This is a genomic window from Actinoplanes subtropicus (assembly GCF_000721705.1).
Classification (GTDB): domain Bacteria; phylum Actinomycetota; class Actinomycetes; order Mycobacteriales; family Micromonosporaceae; genus Actinoplanes; species Actinoplanes subtropicus.
On sequence record NZ_JOJL01000039.1, the window covers coordinates 179,393 to 201,717 of the forward strand.

Annotated in this window: 14 protein-coding genes; 9 read left to right on the plus strand and 5 right to left on the minus strand. The window is 68.8% G+C overall.

The window, feature by feature from the left end; translation table 11 throughout:
• The first annotated feature begins 38 nt into the window (after positions 1-38).
• Both IH26_RS0142550 and IH26_RS0142555 read left to right on the plus strand, forming a co-directional pair.
• Entirely contained in the window at positions 39-3,662 is a 3,624-nt protein-coding gene (locus tag IH26_RS0142550) for an immunoglobulin-like domain-containing protein (protein WP_051809507.1), read from the plus strand.
• A 194-nt stretch (positions 3,663-3,856) separates the two neighbouring features.
• Positions 3,857-5,608, plus strand: coding sequence for an RICIN domain-containing protein (locus IH26_RS0142555; RefSeq protein ID WP_084599582.1), 1,752 nt, complete (start codon positions 3,857-3,859; stop codon positions 5,606-5,608).
• Positions 5,609-5,750: 142 nt separating this feature from the next.
• On the opposite strand, the gene IH26_RS0142560 is transcribed toward IH26_RS0142555, so the two are convergent.
• Both IH26_RS0142560 and IH26_RS0142565 read right to left on the minus strand, forming a co-directional pair.
• Complete coding sequence (locus IH26_RS0142560; RefSeq protein ID WP_051809509.1) at positions 5,751-6,569, minus strand: rhamnogalacturonan acetylesterase; 819 nt, start codon at positions 6,567-6,569, stop codon at positions 5,751-5,753.
• Between the two features lie 229 nt (positions 6,570-6,798).
• Positions 6,799-7,797 carry a PaaX family transcriptional regulator gene (locus IH26_RS0142565; protein WP_051809511.1) on the minus strand — a complete coding sequence of 333 codons (999 nt, stop codon included), beginning with the start codon at positions 7,795-7,797 and terminating at the stop codon, positions 6,799-6,801.
• A gap of 453 nt (positions 7,798-8,250) precedes the next feature.
• Between IH26_RS0142565 and IH26_RS0142570 the strand changes: the two genes are divergently transcribed.
• A complete protein-coding gene (locus tag IH26_RS0142570; protein ID WP_030441987.1) occupies positions 8,251-9,585 on the plus strand; it encodes an extracellular catalytic domain type 1 short-chain-length polyhydroxyalkanoate depolymerase in 1,335 nt (444 codons plus the stop codon).
• A gap of 219 nt (positions 9,586-9,804) precedes the next feature.
• Here the strand turns inward: IH26_RS0142570 and IH26_RS0142575 are convergent, their stop codons facing one another.
• The gene (locus tag IH26_RS0142575; RefSeq protein WP_030441988.1) at positions 9,805-12,603 is read right to left on the minus strand and encodes an alpha-L-rhamnosidase; all 2,799 of its coding nucleotides are present in this window, start codon (positions 12,601-12,603) and stop codon (positions 9,805-9,807) included.
• Between the two features lie 185 nt (positions 12,604-12,788).
• On the opposite strand from IH26_RS0142575, the gene IH26_RS0142580 reads away from it, so the two are divergent.
• A complete protein-coding gene (locus tag IH26_RS0142580; RefSeq protein ID WP_030441989.1) occupies positions 12,789-13,760 on the plus strand; it encodes an alpha/beta hydrolase in 972 nt (323 codons plus the stop codon).
• A 127-nt stretch (positions 13,761-13,887) separates the two neighbouring features.
• Here the strand turns inward: IH26_RS0142580 and IH26_RS0142585 are convergent, their stop codons facing one another.
• Together IH26_RS0142585 and IH26_RS0142590 are read right to left on the minus strand one after the other, a co-directional pair.
• On the minus strand, positions 13,888-15,528 hold the full coding sequence (locus tag IH26_RS0142585; RefSeq protein ID WP_030441990.1) for a glycoside hydrolase family 27 protein: 1,641 nt from the start codon (positions 15,526-15,528) through the stop codon (positions 13,888-13,890).
• Between the two features lie 306 nt (positions 15,529-15,834).
• Entirely contained in the window at positions 15,835-16,851 is a 1,017-nt protein-coding gene (locus IH26_RS0142590) for a LacI family DNA-binding transcriptional regulator (RefSeq protein ID WP_169789899.1), read from the minus strand.
• A gap of 253 nt (positions 16,852-17,104) precedes the next feature.
• Between IH26_RS0142590 and IH26_RS0142595 the strand changes: the two genes are divergently transcribed.
• The 5 genes from IH26_RS0142595 to IH26_RS0142615 all read left to right on the plus strand — a co-directional run bounded on the left by IH26_RS0142595 (position 17,105) and on the right by IH26_RS0142615 (position 22,260).
• Positions 17,105-18,304 carry an ABC transporter substrate-binding protein gene (locus IH26_RS0142595; protein ID WP_157437653.1) on the plus strand — a complete coding sequence of 400 codons (1,200 nt, stop codon included), beginning with the start codon at positions 17,105-17,107 and terminating at the stop codon, positions 18,302-18,304.
• Positions 18,305-18,387: 83 nt separating this feature from the next.
• Positions 18,388-19,263, plus strand: a complete 876-nt coding sequence (locus IH26_RS0142600) for a carbohydrate ABC transporter permease (RefSeq protein WP_030441993.1) — start codon at positions 18,388-18,390, stop codon at positions 19,261-19,263.
• The gene (locus IH26_RS0142605) at positions 19,260-20,141 is read left to right on the plus strand and encodes a carbohydrate ABC transporter permease (RefSeq protein ID WP_211268860.1); all 882 of its coding nucleotides are present in this window, start codon (positions 19,260-19,262) and stop codon (positions 20,139-20,141) included. The genes IH26_RS0142600 and IH26_RS0142605 overlap by 4 nt, the downstream gene beginning before the upstream one ends.
• Entirely contained in the window at positions 20,138-21,067 is a 930-nt protein-coding gene (locus IH26_RS0142610; protein ID WP_051809518.1) for an alpha/beta hydrolase, read from the plus strand. Before IH26_RS0142605 ends, IH26_RS0142610 begins: the two co-directional genes overlap by 4 nt.
• Positions 21,064-22,260 carry a serine hydrolase domain-containing protein gene (locus tag IH26_RS0142615; protein ID WP_051809520.1) on the plus strand — a complete coding sequence of 399 codons (1,197 nt, stop codon included), beginning with the start codon at positions 21,064-21,066 and terminating at the stop codon, positions 22,258-22,260. The genes IH26_RS0142610 and IH26_RS0142615 overlap by 4 nt, the downstream gene beginning before the upstream one ends.
• Positions 22,261-22,325: the final 65 nt, after the last annotated feature.

The following is a 22,325-nucleotide window of genomic DNA, read 5'->3' on the forward strand; positions in this document are numbered from 1 at the left end:
CCCTCGTCACGTCCCCCGGTCCGAAGGAGAACTCCCTTATGTCCTGGCTCCTGCGGCGCGAACCGGAGGCGCGCCCCTCGTGGCGGCGCACGGCTCGCTCGCTCGTCCTCGGTTCGTTCATCGCTATGCTGTCCGCCGGACTGCTCACCGCCCCGGCGCGGGCCGATCAGAGCACCGCCGATGCGATCACCAGCGGTCTCGTGGCGTGGTACAAGCTCGATGAGGCGGCGGGAGCGGTGGCCACCGACTCCTCCGGCAACGGTAGGAACGGCACGATCAACGGCACCGCGACCTGGTCGGGGGCCGACGGACTGGCGTTCGACGGGTCGAGCACCTACATCAAAGTCCCGGACAACATCATGTCGGGACTGAACTCGATCTCGGTCTCGTTCGACGTGAACATCGACGCCACCCAATCGACGCCGTACTTCCTCTACGGGTTCGGCAACACCACGAGTTGGTACGGCGACGGTTACCTGTTCGCCACCGGCACCAACTTCCGGGCCGGAATCGCGAGCGGGAACTGGTCGACCGAGCAGAACACGAGTGCCTCGTCGTCCGACGTGCTGGACCGCGCGATCTGGAAGCACGTGACGTACACCCAGACCGGCAACACCGCCACGCTGTACGAGGACGGCGTCGCGATCGGAACCAACTCCTCGGTCACCATCACGCCGGGTTCGATCGGCGGCGGGACGACCACGGCTAACTACATCGGCAAGTCGGACTACCCCGGTGACAACCTGTTCAAGGGCACGATCAAGGACTTCCGGGTCTACGACCGGGCGCTGAGCACGGCCGAGGTGAGCACTTTGGCCGAGCCAGTGGTCACCGCCGGGCTGGCGGCCGACGCGCAGGCCCTTGATCTTGGGGACGTCTCCGCCCTGATCGCCAACCTGGCACTGCCGTCGACGGGCGCCCACGCCTCGGCCATCACCTGGGCGACGAGTGACCCCTCGGTGATCACTGCCGACGGCGTCATCACCCGCCCAGCGGCCGGGGAACCCGACTCGACCGCGACACTCACTGCCACACTCACCCGCGGCGGGCAGAGCACTACCCAGTCCTTCCCGGTGACCGTGAAATCGGCGTTCTCCGACGAGGAGGCAGCAGCGGCGGCCGCGGCCTCGATCGCCGTGCACAACATCGACGACGTGCGCGGCAACCTGACCCTGCCGGCGAGCGGCGACTACGAAACCACGATCACCTGGTCGTCGAGCGACCCGAACGTCATCGACAGCGCCGGCGTCGTGCACCGGCCGGCGGCCGGTACCGCCAAGGTCACCCTGACCGCCAAGGTAACCGCCGGTGCCGCCTCGGCCACCCGGGACATCACCGCCACAGTGCCGGAGCTGCCGCGGGCAAAGGCCAAGACCGGATATCTGTTCAGCTATTTCACCGGCGAGGGCACCGCGAACGGCGAACAGATCTACAACGCGGTGAGCAAGGCGAACGACCCGCTGTCCTACCGCGAGGTCGACAACTCCCAGCCGGTGCTCACCTCGACCCTGGGCACCACCGGTCTGCGTGACCCGTTCATCATCCGTTCCCCGGAGGGCGACAAGTTCTACCAGATCGCCACCGACCTGAAGATCTACGGCAACGGCGACTGGGACGCCGCACAGCGCAGTGGCTCCAGGTCGATCATGGTGTGGGATTCCACCGACCTGGTGCACTGGACCAACCAGCGACTGGTCAAGATCTCGCCGGACACCGCGGGCAACACCTGGGCGCCCGAGGCGTACTACGACCCCAGCATCGGTTCCTACGTCGTGTTCTGGGCGTCGAAGCTGTACGACGCGAACGACACCAACCACACCGGTAGCACCTACAACCGGATGATGTACGCCACGACCCGTGACTTCTACACCTTCAGCGCGCCGCAGGTGTGGAAGGACCCGGGATACTCGGTGATCGACTCGACCATGATCGAGCACAACGGGACCTACTACCGGTTCACCAAGGACGAGCGGAACAACAGCTCCAGCTCGCCGTGCAGCAAATTCATCATCGAGGAGAAGTCGGCCTCGATCCGCAGCACCGACTACGGCTTCGTCAGCGAGTGCATCGGCTCCGGCGCGATCAGCGCCGGCGAGGGACCGCTGGTGTTCAAGTCGAACACCGAGGACCGGTGGTATCTGTTCATCGACGAGTACGGCGGTCAGGGTTACGTGCCGTTCACCTCGACCGACCTGGACTCCGGAGTCTGGACGAAGGTCGCCTCTTCCTCCTTGCCCGCCAGTCCCCGGCACGGCACCGTCCTGCCGATCACCCAGGACGAGTACGACCGCCTGTTGACCGCATACCAACCGAATCTGCTGCCCGCCAGCGTGGATCCGGTCTCGGTGACGACGCACGCGGGCACGGCGCCGACCTTGCCCTGGCGAGTCACGGTGCACTACGCCGACGGCTCCTCGGCGAAGACCACCGTCACCTGGGACGCGGTTCCCGCGTCCGCCTACGCCCAGCCGGGCACGTTCACCGTCTCCGGCACCCTCGACGAGAGCCAGAACGTCAAGGCCACCGCGGTCGTGGCCGTTCCGGACGAGGGCGCACCACAACTCAGCGCCACGGTAACGCCGGGCACGCCGGCCAGTGGATGGTTCACCGCCCCGGCGCAGGTGGCGGTGACCGCGACCGACGCGGTCGACGGCCCGGTGGTCCCGCAGGTGCGGGTCACCCGCCTCGGGGAGCCGGCCGGGGCATGGGTCGACCAGACCCAGCCGCTGACGCTCAGCCTCGACGGCACCTACCTCGTCGAATACACCGCCACCGACAAGCAGGGCAACAACTCCGGAACAAGTGCGCTGACCGTCCGGATCGACACGACGCCGCCGGTGTCCCAGGCGGTTCTCGACGCGACCGCCCGCACCGTGACTCTGCGGGCGGCCGACGGCGGCTCGGGTGTCGCCCGGATGGAGTACTCGCTGACCAACGGGTCGACCTGGCAGGCGTACACCACGCCGCTGAGCCTGGGCCGTGCCGAGAGCGTCGTGCTCTACCGGGCGATGGACGCCGCCGGGAACCTCGAGCCGGCCAACAAGGCCGTGTTGCCGGCCGTCGGCGTGGTCCTCGCGAAGACGACGACGAGCGCGTCGCTGGTTGCCGCGAAGGTGCCCTACGGCAGGTCCGCGGTGGTCAAGGTGAAAGTCGGCGGTGCCCTCGCGCACAAGCCCTCGGGCAGCGTGCGGGTGCTGGCCGGCTCGACCTCGGTCGGATTCGGGCAACTGGTCAACGGAAAAATCACGATCCGGTTGAAGAACACCATCGGCGTGGGCGCCACCACCCTGCGGGTCGTCTACTCCGGCGACGACCGGTACGCCGTCTCCTCGGCCGACGTCGTTCTCAAGGTCGTACCGGCCGCCTCGACGAGCAGGGTTTCGGCCGGCGCCGGCACGGTCCACGTGGGAAAGAAGGTGCATCTGTCCATGAAGGTGACCAGCGCGACGGGCGCCGCACCGTGCGGCACAGTGCGGATCACCGCCGTCAACGGCACGACCAAGATCGTGCGGACCGTCCGCCTCGGCGCCCGTGGCACGGCCGTACTCGATCTGGGACCGCTGGCCAAGAAGGGCACCTACAAGATCACGGTGGCGTACCTCGGCTCGGCCACCGTCACCGGGTCAACCAGCCCGGCCATCAAAGTCAAGGTGGTTCGCTGACCACCGACCGTACGGCTGCGGCTCCCCGGACTCAGGGGGCCGCGGCCCCCGGTCAGTGGGTCCGCGACCGCGTAGCTGGCGGTGACGGCCTTGTAGTCGCTGCTAGCGCATGCAACCCCTCGCTTCCGTTCAGGGCAAGACGCTTGTTCACACCCCTCTCCCGTAATCCCTCAGCCCCGATATGAGGTTCCACCATGCGCAAAATCCTGGCCGGCACCGTCGCCGCGGCTCTCGCTGCGCTCGGTCTGTCGGTCGTGTCGGCCGCACCCGCTCACGCGGCCGCGGCCGCGGGTACGTTCAGCGTGCTCAGCTACAACGTCGCCGGCTTGCCGCAGGCAGTCAACAGTGCGTCGACGGAACGGACGTCGGCCACCACCGCGATCGGCCGGCGGCTGAGTCCCTACGACATCGTCCACGTGGAGGAGGACTTCAACTACCACGCGGCCCTATACGCCGCCGATTCCCATCCGTACCGCACCCCGACCAGTGGCGGCGCCGGCATCGGCAGCGGGCTCAACTCGCTGTCCAACTACCAGTACGACGAGGACGACTTCGAGCGCGTGCACTGGAACTCGTGCCAGTACGACTCCGGCGACTGCTTGACCCCGAAGGGCTTCACCTTCATGCGTGTCCGGCTGTCCGAGGGGGTGTACGTCGACTTCTACAACTTGCACACCAACGCCGGAACGAACGACGGCGACGAGCAGTCCCGGGCCGACAACCTCAGCCAGCTGACCTCCTTCATCCAGAGCCACTCAGCGGGCAACGCCGTGGTGGTGATGGGTGACACCAACACCCGGTACACCCGGTCCGCGGACACCATCGCCGACTTCGTAGCCAACAACCAGCTCGTCGACTCCTGGGTGCAACTGGAGCGCGGCGGCGTGGCGCCGGCGAAGGGCAGCGCGACGCTGGGGTGCGACGAGTCGAACATCACCAACACCTGCGAGGTGGTCGACAAGGTGATGTTCCGCGGCAGCAAGTACATCAACCTCTACGCGACCTACTACAACAACGAGCACTCGAAGTTCCTGGAGGACGGCACCGGCCTGATGTTGTCCGACCACGACCCGATCACCGTCAGGTTCGCCTGGTCGACCAACCCGGCGTTCACGTTCAGCGATCAGTACGGCGGTCCGCACGGCGATTACTACAACGACATCGACAGTGTGCCGGAGGGCGCACAGGCGACGGCCATCTCGCTGCGCGCCGCGGAGCGTGTCGACCAGGTCGGGGTGACGCTTTCCAACGGCACCACGCTCACGCACGGCGGCACCGGCGGCTCGTACTCGTCGCTCTCTCTCGGTGGTAACGAGTACGTCAAAACCACTTACCTGTGCCAAGCCGAATACAGCGGCCATACCAGAATCTTCTACGCCAAATTCACCACCAACCTCGGCCGCACCCTGGCCGGCGGCTCCACCACATCGGACTGCGTCACCCGCACCGCGCCGCCCGGCTGGCAGATCGCCGGCTTCACGGGCCGCTCCGGCGACGAGCTCGACAAGGTCGGCTTCATCTACACCCCGGCGGCCGTCATGCTGGTCAACCGGGCCACCGGCAAGTGCCTGGACGTGTCGGACTGGTCCACCGCAGACGCCGCCAACGTCCAGCTCTGGGCCTGTCACGGCGGTGCGAACCAGCGGTGGCGGATCGAGCCGCTGGCCGACGGCACCAGCCGGATCATCAACCTCAACAGCGGCAAGGCGCTCGACGTGGCCGACTGCGGCACCGCCGACGGCACCAACATCCAGCAGTACGAGTGGTGGAACAACGCCTGCCAGCGGTGGTCCACCACCGAGACGGACAACGGCTGGGTCCGGCTGCTGAACCCGAACAGCGGCAAGGTCGCCGACGTAGCCGACTGCAACGCAGCGGACGGGACGAACGTCCGATTGTGGACTTGGCTGAACAACAACTGCCAACAGTTCAAACCGACGCTCTGACCGGAGCGGCGCCGGCTCCCCCGCGGGAGCCGACGCCGTCCGCCCGTGCAAACCCATCGGGGCAGGGATCTGCGCCGCCACCGGCGTCTGGCCCGACGGGTGCGGCGCGAAGAACCAGGTCCCAAAGGGTGGCGGTACGGGGTCAGGCCGGCCAGACGATCAGCGAGTCGGCCAGGTTAGTGGTGGTCAGGCGCCGGAAGTCGGCCGCGGGCAGGACGCCCTGGTTGTGCAGCGGCGTGGCGACCAGCCGGGCCACCTCGATCGCCCCGTGGGCCTTGAAGTGAGTGTCGTCCTGCACACCGCTGGGGTAGTTGGGGCTCTCGCCGGCGTTGAGGTAGAGGAAACAGGTCTTCGTCCCGGTGGAACCGAGGCTGTTCCACAGCGCCAGGCTGGAGGCCGACAGGTCGACCAGCGGGGTGCCCTTGGCGGCGGCCAGTTCCCGCATCGCGCCCGGGTAGGCGCCGTGTGACGTCACGGCCCTGCCTAAGCTGTCGAACCGGCGCCGCTCGACCGGCGTGACCAGCACAGGCTTGGCGCCTTTGGCGCGGGCCCCGTCGACGTACATGCTCAGGTACTGCTTGTAGGTGGTCTCCGGGTCGGTGTGCAGGTCGGTGTCGGTCTTCTCGTCGTTGTGCCCGAACGAGATGAGCAGGATGTCGCCGCTGGTGATTTTGGCGAGGATCTGGGTGAGCCAGCCCTCGTCGACGTAGCTTTTCGAGCTGCGCCCGGACTTGGCCATGTCGACCACCGACACCGCGGAGGTCGTGAAGATCGGCAAGGCCTGGCCCCACCCGGCGCGCGGGGCATGTGAGGTGGTGTAGATCGAGGCCGTCGAGTCGCCGGCCACGTAGATATGCACTGTCGTCGCCGCGTTGGCAAGGTTGGCCCGGCCCACGACGGCTGCGGCACCCACGACTCCGGCGGCGGTCAGCAGGCTCCGGCGGGTTGAGCGGACGGACATGGTTCCTCCAAGGTGTGACATCGGGCCGGCGCAGCCACTGGCGCTACTGACGAGGGCGTACACAGAAAGGGACCCGAGCCGGCCGCAAAACGCGGGGGCGCCGGGGAATCGCGGCGCACGCGATCAGCCTACATCGATGTCACTCGATGTCTGATTCAACTCCGGCACCTGAGTGGACTGGGCATCGGCCACCCGCGCACTCTCAACCCGATCTGCGCGCTTGGCGAGGTCACCCTGACATAGAAGGCCGGTCGATCCGCTCGGAGGACGACGTCTGGCGTACGCCGGCGAGGAGATCGGCGACGCGGTGGGCCTCGATGCCGGGTGGCGGGCCGTCGGCGAAGCGCGCCGCGACGACCCTTACGTGGTCCTGGGTGGCTTCGGCCAAGCCGTCGTAGACGCCAGCGAATACCGTCGCGGCGGGTTCTCGCAGCCAGCCAGCCGGCAGCAGTTCGACCGGGAGTTGGGGATCGATGAGGGGAAAGCGGCGGTAGGTGTCCATGACCTCGGTGCGGGCGCGGACCGCCTCGACTCCGCGGAGATCCTCGGCGGCTATCCGGGGCAGCAGGGGGCTCCATCGCCGGACGAAGGCCTCGTACTGTCCGGCAATGGCCTCGGTGCCCCAGGCGTCCAGGGGATCGCGGCCGGCCATCGCGTCCAACTCGATCTGCCGGGCGCTGAACGCCGTCACCGTGCCGAGGGTGAGTTGAGCGAGTTGGTCCTTCGCCTTGCGAGTGAGGCCGTGCGGTGAGATCCAGAGACCGTCGTACAACGGCGCGTATCCCAGCCACCGGAGCTGATCACGCAGCGCTCGGCGTTGCATGTTGCGCTCCTGCGGCAGGGAGAACGCCACGAGCGTCCACCAGCCGTCCCAGGCCGGCACCTCGATCATCGACGTGACAACCCATCGCCCGCCGACCGACAGGCTGGCGGCGGCCGCCTCGGTCAGCCGGTACAAACTGCGCCGCCCGTTCCGGCTGCCCTCCAGCACCCCGCGGCGCGCCAGCCGGCTGATGGCAGCCCGGGCGCCGGCGTCACTCACACCGGACTCGGCGAGCAGCGCGACGATCGCCGCCGACGGTAGCCAGGCGCGGGTGCGCAGCGTGTAGTCGGCCAGCAAGGTCACCGCCAGGCCCTGCGGCGAACTGCCGGTTTGCCGCCGGGGAAGGCGCACCGACCCGGCCGCGTCATCGGGGAAGATCTCCTCGATGTCGAAGGGACTTGTCACGCAACGCTCCGGCGGGACTGAAGACGGACACCCGAAGGGTTCGACCGGCATCGATCATCGCACGGACCGGGAGGCGAGTGCGAAAGGGGACGCCGATAGCGAGCGCCACGGCTCCCTATTGATTAACATCGATTGACAGTTATCAGTCCGCAGAGCACACTATGTGCCGGACGATGGTTGTGGAGCCGGGCCGCAAAGGTCAGACGCAACGCGCCGGGCCTGCCCGGCGCAGGGTCACGTGACATCGAGGGCAATGTCACGCATCCCTGGGGATTCCGCCGGCCCATACCGACGGATCGACCGACGCTCATGCCGGCCGGCGCACCCACGCATAGATCAGCTGACGCAGCGCGGCCCGCGAGAGCCCCGCGGCGGCCAGCCACGCGCGTCGGCCTTTCACCCCGACACGGCGAGCGCTCCCCATCGCGCCAAGCAACAAGAGGAGTCAGACGCATGAGAATCAAACGAAAGCTTGTGTACGCCGCGGCCACGTCGCTGGCCGCGATCGGCCTGGCCGTTCCGTTGGCCCAACCCGCGTTCGCGGCATCGCTCGTCCAGGTGACCGGCTTCGGCAACAACCCGGGCGGCATGGAGATGCACATCTACGTGCCGGACTCCCATCCGGCCAAGCCGGCGATCGTGGTGGCCATGCACGGCTGCGGCGGCTCGGGCCCGGGTTTCTATTCGGGCAGCGAGTTCGCCTCGCTGGCCGACCGGTACGGGTTCATCGTCATCTACCCGAGCGCGGAGCAGCAAGCCGGCTTCGGCAAATGCTTCGACACCTGGTCCGCCGCCAGCAAGGTGCGCGGCGGCGGCAGCGACCCGGTCTCGATCGTGTCGATGGTGACCTACGCCGAGCAGCAGTACGGCGGCGACCCGAACCGGGTTTACGCCACCGGCTCGTCGTCGGGCGGGATGATGACCGACGAGATGCTCGCCCTCTACCCGGACGTCTTCAAGGCCGGGGCGGCGTTCATGGGCGTTCCCTTCGACTGCTTCGCCAACGCGGCCGACTACCCGCCCGGCAGCAGCAAATGCACCGGCGGCAGCATGGACCGGACCCCACAGGACTGGGGCAACCGGGTCCGGTCGGCATACCCGGGCTACACCGGCACCCGCCCGCCGATCCAGCTGTGGCACGGCACCGCCGACACCCTCGTGCCGTACTCGCTGCTGCAGGAGGACATCGAGCAGTGGACCAACGTGTTCGGGCTGAGCCAGACACCGACGTCCACCGACACCCCGGTGTCGAGCTGGAACCGCCGCCGCTTCGCCGACTCCGCCGGCCACGTCGACGTCGAGGCCTACAGCATCCAGGGCGCCGGGCACAGCCTGCCGGCCAGCGGCATGGCCGCGTACGCGATCGCGTTCTTCGGCCTCAGCGGCGGCACCACCACACCGCCCACGACACCACCCACCACGGCACCGACGACACCGCCCACGACTGTTCCGACCACGCCGCCGAGTTCGGGCGCGTGCCGGGTCGCCGACACTGTCAGTTCCTGGAACACAGGCCTGACTGAGAGCATCACCATCACCAACACCGGCAGCACGGCGGTCAGCGGCTGGTCGCTGGCCTTCACCCTGCCGAGCGGGCAGACCATCACCTCCGGCTGGAACGCCACCTACTCGCCGGCCTCCGGGGCGGTGACCGCGAAGAACCTCAGCTACAACGCGGCCATCGCACCCAACGCCTCGGTCAGCATCGGCTTCCAGGCCAACCACACCGGCAACACCGCCAAGCCCACATCTTTCACCCTCAACGGCGCGTCCTGCTCCATCACCTGATCGAGGGTCGGCGCCGGCACGACCCGGAATCCTGACGATCGCCGCGGCCGTCCACGCTCGCTGGGCGCGGACGGCCACGGCACCCGCCACCGTTGGTGACCATCCATCTCGCCTCACCCTTTCTGCCCCAAGTTGGTGGTCCGCCGATCGACGCAACCAAATGCGCCGTTGTCGCCGACGATTGACGTCGACGTAATACCAGTCCATGGCCGCGTGCAGTTATCGAGGGCCGTCGTCCAGCAGTGCCCGCATCCGATCCGCGCCCGGGTTGAAGCCGCCGCCGGTTGCCGCGTCGAGCAGCGCACTCGCCGGCGCGTCGAGGAAGCGGGCCAGACGCCCGGCGAGGGCAGCCTCGCCGGGCGCCACCCCGGACTCGGTGGCCGCCCACACGATCCGGTCCCACCCGGGCTGGTGGTCCATCAACTGGCGGATCGTCGGCTCCGTCGGGCTCGAGGTCTCCTCGGCGTACGGGTCGGGCAGCATCCAGAAATGACGTCCGTGCCGAACGGTGACGTCCTGCTGCCGGCCAGGCAGCGACACGACCGCCGAGGCGCCCACCGGGACCACGACGGTAATCCGGAGCTTCCCGTCGGCCCGATCCCAGGAGACCGACGCCTCCCCGTACGGTGTCAGATGCCGTGCCGCGGCCCGCGTCAACCGCCGACCCGGCAGGGGGCGCACCTCGATCACCCGGTAGCCGGGTGCCCCCGGGGCCAGCCCGGCCACCCGCCGGTGCAGCCAGTCGGCGACGGCGCCCAGCGCGTAGTGGTTGAACGATGTCATCTTGCCCGGGTTGATGCTGCCGTCCGGGAGCATGCTGTCCCAGCGCTCCCAGACCGTGGTGGCGCCCATGGTAACCGGGTAGAGCCAGGACGGGCATCCCGTCTGCAGCAGTAGCCGGAAGGCCAGCTCCGGCTCGCCCGCGTCGGCCAGGGCGTCGGTCATCAGCGGGGTGCCGACGAAGCCGGTGCTGATCCGGAAACCGGCCGCCCGGACCAGGTCGGCCAGCCGTTGCCCGGCGCGGCGGCGCTGTTCCGGATCGGGCAGCAGCGCCCACTGCAGGGCCAGGGCATACGTGGTGGCCGCGTCGCCGAGCACCCGCCCGCCTGCCGTCACGTACTCACCGGCGAACGCGTCGCGCACCCGGGCGGCCAGGTCGCCGTACTCGCGAGCGTGCGCTTCGTCGCCGATGACTCCGGCGGCCAGGGCCACGATCTCGGCCGAGCGGGCCAGGTAAGCGGTGGCGATGACATCCGGGTCGGCCTTGGCGCGGAAGGGTTCCGCCGGTGGCGCCGTCGGGTCGAGCCAGTCGCCGAACTGGAACCCGCCCTCCCGCAGCAGCGGGTCGCCGGCCAGCCCGGCCACCCGGTTCACCCAGGCGAGCATGCTCGGCAGCTGGCGCGCGAGCAGGTCACGGTCGCCGGTGCGCTGGTAGAGCACCCAGGGCACGATGGTGGCGGCGTCACCCCAGGCCGCGGTGGCCGGCCCCGGCCGGGGCATCACGTCCGGTACCACGAATGGCACCGAGCCGTCCTTGTGTTGCTCGGCGGCCAGGTCGGCGAGCCAGCTGCCGAGGAAGCCCGCGGTGTCGAACAGGAAGCTTGCGGTGGGGGCGAAGACCTGGATGTCGCCGGTCCAGCCGAGCCGCTCGTCGCGCTGCGGGCAGTCGGTGGGCACGTCGAGGAAGTTGCCGCGCATCCCCCAGACGACGTTCTCGTGGAACCGGTCGAGCAGCGCGTGCGACGACTCGAACCACCCGGTCCGCCGCAGGTCCGATCCGACGACGACGGCCTCGAGGTCGCCGATGGTGAGACCGGGAACACCGCTGACCTCCGCGTAGCGGAAGCCGTGGAAGGTCAGCTCGGGCTCCAGAGTGGCCTCGGGCTCGCCGCTCAACACATAGGTGTCGGTGGCCTTGGCGCTCCCCAGGGGCCGGACCCCCAACTCCCCGTCCTCGAGCACCTCGGCGTGCCGCACTGTCACCTCGTCGCCGGCCACACCACCGCGCACCCTCAGCCGCACCCACCCGACGAGGTTCTGCCCGAAGTCGACAAGCGTCTTCCCGGCCGGCGACGTGCTCACCGCCACCGCCGGCAGCACCTGAGTAACCCGAACAGGAGGCCCCTCGGGCGCCACGAGCCGCCCCAAATCCGTGTCGAGCACGTCGACCGGGTGCTGCCCTCCCGCGGCCTGGTCGCGACGGCGCAGGTCGGTGCGCTGACCGTCGTACAGGTCGTCGGCGACGATCTCGCTCTCCCGGGCGGTCCACGAGCCGTCGGTGTGCAGCACGTGGGTAGCGCCGTCGACGGTCGTGACCTCCAATTGGGCGAGCGCGGCCAGCCGGTCGCCGTAGATGGCCCGCCGGCCCTGGAAGCCGAGCCGGCCGCGGAACCAGCCGTTGCCGAGCAGAATTTCCAGGTGGTTCGTGCCGGCCTGGAGCAGACCGGCGACGTCGTGGGTCTGGTAACGCAGCCGGTGCTGGTAGGCGGTCCAGCCCGGGGCGAGCCGTTCGTCGCCGACCCGGTTGCCGTTGAGCCGGGCTACGTAGACGCCGTGCGCGGTGAGGTGGAGCCGGGCCTTCACGACGCCACCGGGCAGTTCGATCGAGCCCGAGAGGATCGGCGCGGGGGCGCCGTTGCCGGCGATGTCGCGCGGACTCACGAAACGGGCGGTCCAGTCGGCCGGCGCCAGCAGGCCGGCCTCGACGACCGCGGGCTCACTCCAATCGCTCCGGGAGACGGCGTCGGCGACGCGGACGCGTACGGTTGCCGACACCCGCGCCGTCAGTGGCGCACCCGGCCAGGGCAGCAGAATCTGCTCGCCGCCCTGACCGGCGAAGACTTCCGGCTCCGCGCCCTCGCGAGTGATCTCTATTTCGTAGCGCTGTTGGGTGTAACCGTCGGGAGCCGTCGGCACCTGCCACGAGATGCGCGGCGTGGCGGTGCCGATGCCCAGCACTGGCCGATCGGCCGGGTGGTGGTCGAAGCGGAGAGCGACGGGTGCGGCGAGCTCGGGCATGACACTCCAGATAATTATGAAACGATTCAAGAATCTACCGCGGTGGCGAACATTGTGCTCCGGTTGGTGGTGTGTAAGTCCGCAAACATTGATTGCCGAATCCGGGCGATGCCCATCTCTCGCGGGCCGGCGTCCGCAACCGCAAGATCCTGGAGGCACGCCGAATCTCCCGTCAGGAGCCCTCGATGGACGTCTCCCGCCCCCACCCGCCGTTCGATCCGGAACTCGCCGCGGTTCTCGACGCACTGCCAGCCGGGATGAAACGCCCGCTGAACCTGGAAACCGTCGCCGCTGACCGCTCGTGGTCCGAAGGCGCCGTCCCGGACGAGTTGCTGCGCCGCGACGGCGCCGTCGACGTCGAGGAACGCCGAGTGCCGGGGCCGACCGGCGCGCCCGACGTCTCGGCGCTGATCCTGCGCCCCGCCGGCCTGGCCCGACCGGTTCCCGGCATCTACCACGTCCACGGTGGCGGGATGGTCATGGGCGACAACCGCACCGGCATCGTCGACCTCGTCGACCTCGTCGTCGACCGGGGCGTCGTCGTGGTGTCGGTCGAGTATCGGCTGGCCCCCGAGCACCCGCACCCGGCGCCGGTCGAGGACTGCTACGCCGGCCTGGTCTGGACCGCGCAGCACGCCGCGGAACTGAACATCGATCCGGCACGGCTGCTGATCTACGGGGCCAGCGCCGGTGGCGGGCTGTCCGCCGCGACCGCATTGCTCGCCCGCGACCGGGGCGGCCCGGCGCTCAGCCACCAGATCCTGCTCTGCCCCATGCTTGACGACCGCGGCATCACCGCGTCCAGCCAGGAGCTCGACAACGAGGGCATCTGGGACCGCAACGCCAACCGCACCGGCTGGACCGCGCTGCTCGGCGACGCCCGCGGCGGCCCCGATGTGGCCCCGTATGCCGCACCGGCCCGAGCGGCGGACCTGTCCCACCTGCCCGCCACGTTCATCGACGTCGGCGCGGTGGAGACCTTCCGCGACGAGACGATCGACTACGCCGCCCGGCTCGCCCGTGCCGGCGTCTCGGTGGAACTGCACGTCTGGGCCGGCGCGTTCCACGGCTTCGAGACCTTCGCACCGCAGGCGGCCGTCAGCCGCGACTCCCGCGCCGCCCGCCTCGGCTACCTGCGCCGCGCGCTGGGCGTCTGACCGTGCTGTGCCGGGCCGCATGCGGTGGCGTGCTGTCCGGCACACGGCGAGAACGGCCATCGATCGGACATGAACCGAACGGGTCCGTCAGGGCGCCCGCCCGCGGGGCGGGCACCGAACCGGGATTTCAGAGGCGGCCCCAGCGTTGGTTCGCGGCGGCGGAGCAGGTCCACAGGATGAGCGGGGTGTTGTTGGCGGTGGCAGCCTCGTTCACGTCGATGCACCTGCCGGATTGCACGCCTCGGATGGTGCCGTCGTCCTGCATCGCCCACTGTTGATTGGTGCCGGCGCCGCAGGTCCAGACGATCACCCTGGTGCCATTGACGGTGCCGTTGCCTTCGGCGTCCAGGCACTTGCCACTGATGCGCAGCTGGCCGGAGACCGCGGTGACGACCTGGGTGAAGCCGCCGTTGCAGTCCCAGATGACCGCCTGGGTGCCGTCGTTCGGGGCGCCGCCGAGCACGTCCAGGCAACGACCAGAACCGGCGCCGCGCAGGCTGAACGAGTCGGTCGCGATCGCCGAGCCGGTTCGGACCCGATACATCACCACACCGTGTGGCGGGACGGTCGCGCTGATCGCGCCCGTGGTGTTCCGGATCGCCTGGGTCCAGACTTCGTAGGTGTGGTAACCGCTCGCCGCGGGCATACCGGCCGCGGTAGCGGTGGTGGACACGGTCGCGGTGGCGGCCGAGCGGTTCAGCAGGGCGACAGCGGCCGAGCCGTCGCTGAGCGTCTTGGCCCAGACCTCGGTCTCACCGGAGTCGCTGACGCGCTGGGCCTGCCGGCCGGCGCTGTCCTGGTCGATGGCCAGCACGTCCGGGTTGATCAGCACGGTGCGTACGTCGGCGGGCATCGAGGTGATGTCGTTCCCGGCGATCAGCGGCGCGGCCATCATGGCCCACATGCTCAGGTGCGCCCGGTTCTCGGTCGGGGTGAATGTGCCGTGGACACCGACTTCCAACATGTCGGGGTCGTTCCAGTGCTGCGGTCCGGCCCACGAATAGAGAGGTGCCTGGACGTCGAGGATCTCGGTGATACCCATGAAGCAGTCGCCGGCGCAGCCGGTGCTCCAACTGTCGGTGATGTCCTCGGTGGTGCGCCACATGTCCGCCACCGAGCTCCAGTTGTAGAGAGCCCCGGTGTTGGCGTGGGCGCTGTTGGGGTTGATCGAGTAGACGATCGGCCTCCCCGTGGCGCGTAGCGCGTCGCGCATCGTCGAAAAGCTCGCGATCTGGTCGTCCAGGGTGCCCCACGGGGAGCACCAGTCGTACTTGAGGTAGTCGACTCCCCATGAGGCGAACGTGTTGGCGTCCTGCTGTTCGTGACCGAGCGCGCCGGTGGCGCCGCCGATCGAGTTGAAGTACTGCGCGCAGGTCTGCTCGCGGGGTGCCTGGTAGATGCCGAACTTCAGTCCTTTGCCGTGGATGTAGTCGCCCAGCGCCTTCATACCCGACGGGAAACGGTCCCCGTCGCCCCGGAGGTTGCCGGAGGCGTCGCGCGTGGTCGCCTGCCAGCAGTCGTCCACGACGACGTACTGGTACCCGGCCGCACTCATCCCGGAGCTGACCATCGCGTCCGCCGCTGCACGGATCTTGGACTCGTTGATGTCGCAACCGAAGGTGTTCCAGCTGTTCCAGCCCAACGGCGGCCGCACGGCCGGGCTACCCGCTGCGGCGGAGGCGGGCGAGACGGGGACCAGTGGCGTACCTGCCAAGGCGGTGACAGCCAAGGCGATTGTGGCCGTCAACGGCCGGACACGAGTTCTCATGAGGACTTGCTCCTGAGGTGGTGGGGACTACCCCGGACGGGCGCGAGGAACACCTGGGTCAGGGGTGGGAAGGGACGAACGACCGGTGTGACGCCGGGGGGAGAGACAGCCACACCGGGTAGCGAGATCGACGTACGAGCGGTGGCACAGCACACCGTTGAACGTTCTCCGAGGAGTTTCTCTGTAATGGCCGAAGCAGTCAATAACGGGCTGCGTGTCCGACCTCGCCCGGCTATCGAGAGCGGCACCCGGCGCTTCAGACCGTCAGCCCACGGCACGCACGCGCCGTGGCCTGGGTGGAAGGCGTCATGCAGTGCGTTCGGGAGCGGGCGCGGTGGTGCCGCGTTTGACCAAGTGCACCGGGAGCACCGAACGGAGGGGCCCGTTGTCGGTGCCGTCGAGGATGGCCAGCAACCGGCGGACGGCCTCTGTTCCGCTCTCCCTCAGGGGCTGGTGCATGGTGGTGAGCTGGACCAGGTCGGCGGCGTCTATGTCGTCGTAGCCGACGACCGACAGGTCGCGCGGCACATCGAGCCCGCGCTCCCGGGCGGCGGCGAGCACCCCGAACGCAAGGGTGTCGTTAGCGGCGACAATGGCGGTCGGCGGATCGGGGCGGGACAGGATGGTCCGCGCCGAGTCCTGGCCCCCCGCTCGGGAGTGCTCGCCCTCGACGATGTGTTCCGGCGCGATGCCGAGACCGCGTTCCTGGAGCGCTTCGATGACGCCGCGCAGTCGCATCCGACTGGACTGGACGCCCAGTGCCGGGCGTGGCGGATCGCCGACGAAGCCGATCCGGGTGTGCCCGAGTTCGAGCAGGTGGCGACCCACGAGGCGGCCGCCCTCGACGTCGTCGCTGACGACCCGGGGCACGCTGCGGTGGTGGGCGTCGATCAGCACGACCGGGAGCCCCGACCGGCGGATCCGGGCGAGTTCCTCCGCCCCGGGGGCCAGGGAGATGAAGATGGCCCCGTCGATCCGGTCCGTGCGCGCGATCTCGCGGACGGCCTCGTTGCGCCGCTCGACCGTCTCCACGTTGCGGATGATCAGATCCAGGCCGGCGGCCGTCAGCGCCCGCTCGATGCCGTGGATCCGCTCGATCACGGAGGGGATCACGATGTGTATCGAGGCGACGGCGATCGTGTTGGTGCGCCGCAGAGAGAGCTGGCGAGCGGTTGCGCTGGGCACGTAGTCGAGTTCGGCTATCGCCGCCAGCACCCGGGCGCGAGTTTCCGGCCCCACCTTGGGCTGGTTGTTCAGCACCCGACTGACCGTGCCGACTCCCACGCCGGCTCGCCGGGCGACGTCTCCGATGGTTGTCGGCACGTCACCTCCGATCACGAGTGGTGCGGGCAGCATACGTCACCTGCGGAACCGGTTCCACCGATGCCCGTGCTCTTGACAAGCGTGTTACGTTCCTCACCAAAGTGGAAGCGGTTCCACCATGTTTCCCCTGGTGAGGGAGAGGAAGAATATGCTTAGGAAGTCCTCGGTGTTGGCTGCCGGCCTAACGATGCTCCTGGGCGCCTGCAGTGCGGCCGGTCCGTCGGGTGACTCGTCCACGGCGAAGGACGGCGCGGTGAAGTTCACCGGATTCGTCGGCGGCCCGGGGATCCTCACGCAGACCCAGGACGCCATCAAGGTCTTCAACAAGGAAAATCCCCAATATCAGATGACCTTCGTCCAGGGCCAGCTGAACCAGGCGCCCTACCAGCAACTGCTGACGATGTACGCGTCGGGCAACGTGCCGACCATCTTCGTGGTCGACGCCGGCGACGTCGCCAAAGTCGCCGACAAGGTGGTCGACCTCTCCGGCGAGAAATGGGCCCAGGAGGAGTATCCGTGGGCCCGTCAGCAGGGCGCGGTGGACGGCAAAGTGCTCGCGGCACCGCAGTCGGCCACCGGCATTGGCCTCGCCTTCAACCGGAAGCTCGTCGAGGCCGCGATCGGCGGGGCGTTCGATCCCACGACCATCAAGACCCGCTCCGACCTCGCCGCGCTGTTCGCCAAGATCAAGGCAGCCGGCACCGCCCCGGTGATCGTGTCGCCCCTGCCCTGGCTGCTCGCCGGCCAGTTCCTGACCAAGATGTACGACGCACAGGGGGACGATTCCGCTCGGGCCCGGTTCATCGCCCAGCTGAAGGCGGGTACCGCCGACCTGGCCAGGGACAAGGTGTTCAACGGACTCATGGACACCTTCGACCTGACCCTGAAATACAACCTCAACGCCGCGCGGCCGATCGCCGGGACCATCGACACCGACGCCAAGGCGTTCGCCGACGGCAAGGCGGCGTTCTGGTTCATCGGCGACTACCAGTGGCCGCAGCTGCAGGCCCTCGGAGCATCGCCCGACGGTGACGGGTACGGCATCATGCCGGTCCCGGTCAGCGACGACCCCACCGACCCTTGGAACCAAAAGGTCGTGGCGACGTCATCGTTCATGATGGCCATCGACAAGACCGTGAACACGCCGGCTCAGCAGGACGCCGCCAAGGCCTACCTCGACTGGTACGTGCACAGCGCAAGCGGCCAGGACTTCATGGTGAACAAGACCGGCGGCGTGCCCGCGTACCGCAACGTGACACTGCAACCGAGCAACCCGATCGGCCGTATGGTTGCCGCCGATCTGCAGAAGGACCGGACCTACACCCCGATCTCCGGTCTGCCGGCCGACCACTGGAACGTCCTCGGCGACCAAATGATCAAGTATATGGCCGGCAAGATCGACCGGGCCGGGCTGGCGAAGGCCATCACCGCCTACTGGAAGACACAGAAATAGCCGCCCGCTCTCCCGCCGCGCCGGGGCCGACCCCTACCCGAGACCGGCCCCGTGCCCGGCAGCAACCAAGGAGAACAGCAACGATGAGGCGCTCCTGGAACAACATCGGCGGATTCCTCGTCTTCGCCGGTCCGTCGACGTTCGCCTTTCTCTCGATCACTATTGTGTCCTTCCTCGCCGGGCTCATCCTGACGTTCACCAACTGGAACGGGCTGAGCGACGACCTTTCGTTCGTCGGGCTCAGCAACTACGCCGTCGCCATCGCCGACGGACAGTTCTGGCAATCGCTCGGGCTCACCGCGCTCTACGTGGTGGTCGTCGTCGTGCTCGCCAACGCCCTGGCGTTCGCGCTCGCCTACGGGCTGTCCGGCCGCATCCGGTTCCGGGGCGCGCTGCGCGCCGGCTTCTTCACGCCGAACCTGATCGGTGGCGTGATATTGGGCTTCATCTGGTATTTCATCTTCTCGCAAGGTGTGGTCGCGGTCGGCGCCGCCCTGGGCATCGACGCTCTCGCCACGCCCTGGCTCGCCTCGCCGACGCTGGCTTTCTGGGCACTGGTCATCGCCACGGTGTGGCAGGTCGCCGGCTTCCTTGTGGTCATCTACCTGGCCGGACTCACCACCCTGCCCCGCGACGTCCTGGAGGCGGCCAGCATCGACGGCGCCGGTGGCTGGGCCTGGATGCGGTCGGTGGTGCTCCCGCTGATGCGCCCCACCTTCACGATCTGCGTGTTCCTCACGATCGGCCGCTCGTTCATGACGTACGACATGAACCTGACGCTCACCAACGGTGGCCCGTACGGGTCTACCGAACTCGTGGCCATGCACGTCTACCAGAAGGCCTTCGTGTCCCAGCAGTTCGGCACCGGGCAGGCCGAGGCACTGGTCCTGTTCCTGATCGTCGCCGTGATCTCGGTGCTGCAGGTGTCGGTCAGCCGTCGTCGAGAGGTGGATCTGTGACCGTTCAGATGCAATCCCGCCGCCAGGCGGCCGAGGTGCCCGCCGCCGGCCGGCCCCGGCGGCGCCGGTCGTCCGGTCTGAGCCGGTCCGGCGGGATGTTTCTCGTGCTAGTGGCCTACGCGGCACCGGTACTGCTGGTCGTCTCGAACTCGTTGAAGTCCGATCAGGAAATCCTCGACGACCCGCTCGGCCTGCCGGCCTCTCCGACGCTTCACAACTACACCGAAGCCGCGCGCACCATGTACTACCTGGGCGCCTTCTGGAACACCTTGGTCCTGACCGTGACCAGCGTCGTCGTCCTCTGCTTCTTCGGCTCGATGACGGCCTACTTCCTCACCCGCGTGCGGTGGCGGTTCAACCAGGTCGTCTTCTACCTGATGATCGCGGCGATGCTGCTGCCGTTCCAGGTGCTGATGATCCCAATGATCAAGTTGCTGGGCAGCACCGGCATGCTCCAGCAGAGCTGGAGCATCGTCTACATCTACTTCGCGACCGGGGTGCCGCTGGCGGTCTTCATGTACGCGGGCTTCATCCGCAGCATTCCACGGGAAATGGACGAAGCCGCGATGCTGGACGGCTGCAACCGGCTCCAGACGTTCTTCCGGGTCGTACTGCCGCTGCTGCGGCCGGTGACGCTGACGATCGCGATCCTCGACGCGTTGTGGATCTGGAACGACTTCCTCATGCCGTTCCTGGTGCTCCGCCGGCCCGAGCAACGCACCCTGACCCTCGCGACGCTGGCGTTCGTGCAGAGCCACACCACCGACTATGGGCCGATGATGGCCGCGCTGGTCCTGACCGTTCTGCCCATCCTCGTCGCGTACCTGTTCATGCAGCGACACATTGTCGAGGGACTGACCAAAGGAGCCGTCAAGTGAGCACCTCCGAAGCCGAGCAGGAGCCCGGCATGTTCGCCGGCCTCGCCGACATCCACGCCTTCCGGCAGGGTGCCCGTGAGTTCGGCGCGACGGCACCGCGAGCCCTCGCGCACCTGCCGACCGGCACCTACGACACGATCCCGGTGCCCGCCGAAGCCGGCGTGCCCGAACTGATGCTGTATCGCCCGGCCGGCGTGCCCGGGCCCTGGCCGGTCTACGTCAACCTCCACGGCGGCGGGTTCGTGCTCGGCGACTGGGAGCCCGACGACCCGTACTGCCGCTTCATCGCCGACACCGCCGGGTGCGCGGTGGTGAACCTCGACTACGTCACCGCGCCGGAGCATCCTTTCCCGGCCGCGATCGACCAGACGTACACGCTGCTCACCTGGCTGCACCGGCACGGCAGCGACCTGGGCCTCGACGGCGACCGGCTGGCCGTGGGCGGCCACAGCGCGGGCGGGAACATCAGCGCCGCGGTGAGCCTGCGCGGGGCGGGGCGTGCGGACTTCCCGCTGCGCGGCCAGATTATCGACTACGCCCCACTGGATCTGATGATCAGCCCGCGCGCCAAGCCCGACCCGGATCCGGCGCCCGACCCGGTGTGGCGCGAGTTCGTGCTGCGCTCCGCCGAGCGGTTCAACACCTGGTACCTCAGCGATCCCGAGCAGGCCCGCGATCCGCTCGCCTCGCCGATCCTGGCGCCGGACCTCAGCGGGCTGCCACCGGCACTGGTGATCACCGCGGGCCTCGATGTGCTCGGCGCGGAAGGCGACGCCTACGCCACGCGCCTCGAGCAGGCCGGCGTGCCCACCGAGCACGTCTCCTACGACGGCTGCACGCACGCGTTCACTCACATCGGCCCGGAGGACGCCGCCCTCGACGCCTGGCAGCGGATGGCCGCGTTCCTCCGGCGCGTGCTGGCATGATCACCGCCGGCGGACCGCGGCGGCCGATCGCGATCCAAGGCGGCGCCGAGGACGGCTTCGGACGCGTCGTCGACACCTTCGCGGAGAACTTCCGCGACCGCGGGGACCTCGGCGCCGGCTGCGCCGTCTACGTCGAGGGCCGGAAGGTGGTCGACGTCTGGGCCGGCGTGGCCGACGCCCGCACCGGGCGGCCCTGGCAGGAAGAGACCGCCGCCATCCTGTTCTCCTGCACCAAGGGAATCCTCTCGTTCTGCTGCTACCTGCTCGTCCAGGACGGCCGGCTCGACCTCGACGTGCCGGTCACCCATTACTGGCCGCACTTCGCCGCCGCCGGCAAGGAATCGATCACCACGCGCCATATCCTCGCCCACCGCGCCGGACTCCCAGCGATCGAGGCCGATCTGAGCCGGGCACAACTCTGCGCCTGGGATCCCGTCGTCCGGGCCCTGGAAGGCCAGCGGCCACTGTGGGAACCCGGCACCACGCACTCCTACCACCCCCTCACGTTCGGCTGGCTCATCGGCGAGATCATCCGGCGCATCACCGGCCACACACCCGGGCGATTCCTCCGCGAGACCGTCGGCGACCCGATGGACCTGCACCTCTGGATCGGGCTCCCGGAATCGGCGCGGGACACGGTGGCGTGGATGGAGCCACCGCTGCCGGACGAGGACTCCGCGGTGATCCGTGAGGTGGCCGCCGTCCAGGCGACCGCGACGGTCAAACAGGCCATGACCGTTGGCGAGGCCCTGCCGTTCCCCACCGAGAACGGCATCGTCACGATCAACGACCCGGCCCTGCAAGCCGCCGAACTGCCCGGCGTCAACGGGATCGCCACGCCCCGCTCGCTGGCCCGCCTGTACGCCGGTTGCGTCTCGAAGATCGGTGGACCCCGGCTTCTCACCCCCCGTACCGTCGCCGACGCAATGGTGCCGCGATCCTGGGGACAGATGCTGCTCGGCGACCCGGATCTCGGCCAGCGCTGGGGAACGGGGTTCATGCTGTCTTCCCCTCCATCGCGTCCCATGCTGGGCAGCGGGAGCTTCGGACACGACGGTGCGGGCGGGCAGCTCGGGTTCGCCGACGAAACTCACCGGGTCGGATTCGCCTACCTCAGCAACCAGATGGGCCCGACTCTGGACCAACGCGCCAACAAGCTCACCAGCGCGCTGGCCAGTTGCCTCGGCACTTGAGAAACGATGGCGACCGACCGGTCAGCGCCGGCGGCCGGGCAGTCCTCCTCGTAGTGCTCTGTCGT

Excerpts from the sequence above, each read along its gene's own strand:
- IH26_RS0142550 (WP_051809507.1), top strand. The coding sequence starts at position 39 with ATGTCCTGGCTCCTGCGGCGCGAACCGGAGGCGCGCCCCTCGTGGCGG.
- IH26_RS0142580 (WP_030441989.1), top strand. The coding sequence starts at position 12,789 with ATGGACGTCTCCCGCCCCCACCCGCCGTTCGATCCGGAACTCGCCGCG.
- IH26_RS0142555 (WP_084599582.1), top strand. The coding sequence starts at position 3,857 with ATGCGCAAAATCCTGGCCGGCACCGTCGCCGCGGCTCTCGCTGCGCTC.
- IH26_RS0142560 (WP_051809509.1), bottom strand. The coding sequence starts at position 6,569 with ATGTCCGTCCGCTCAACCCGCCGGAGCCTGCTGACCGCCGCCGGAGTC.
- IH26_RS0142615 (WP_051809520.1), top strand. The coding sequence starts at position 21,064 with ATGATCACCGCCGGCGGACCGCGGCGGCCGATCGCGATCCAAGGCGGC.
- IH26_RS0142600 (WP_030441993.1), top strand. The coding sequence starts at position 18,388 with ATGAGGCGCTCCTGGAACAACATCGGCGGATTCCTCGTCTTCGCCGGT.
- IH26_RS0142585 (WP_030441990.1), bottom strand. The coding sequence starts at position 15,528 with ATGAGAACTCGTGTCCGGCCGTTGACGGCCACAATCGCCTTGGCTGTC.
- IH26_RS0142570 (WP_030441987.1), top strand. The coding sequence starts at position 8,251 with ATGAGAATCAAACGAAAGCTTGTGTACGCCGCGGCCACGTCGCTGGCC.
- IH26_RS0142575 (WP_030441988.1), bottom strand. The coding sequence starts at position 12,603 with ATGCCCGAGCTCGCCGCACCCGTCGCTCTCCGCTTCGACCACCACCCG.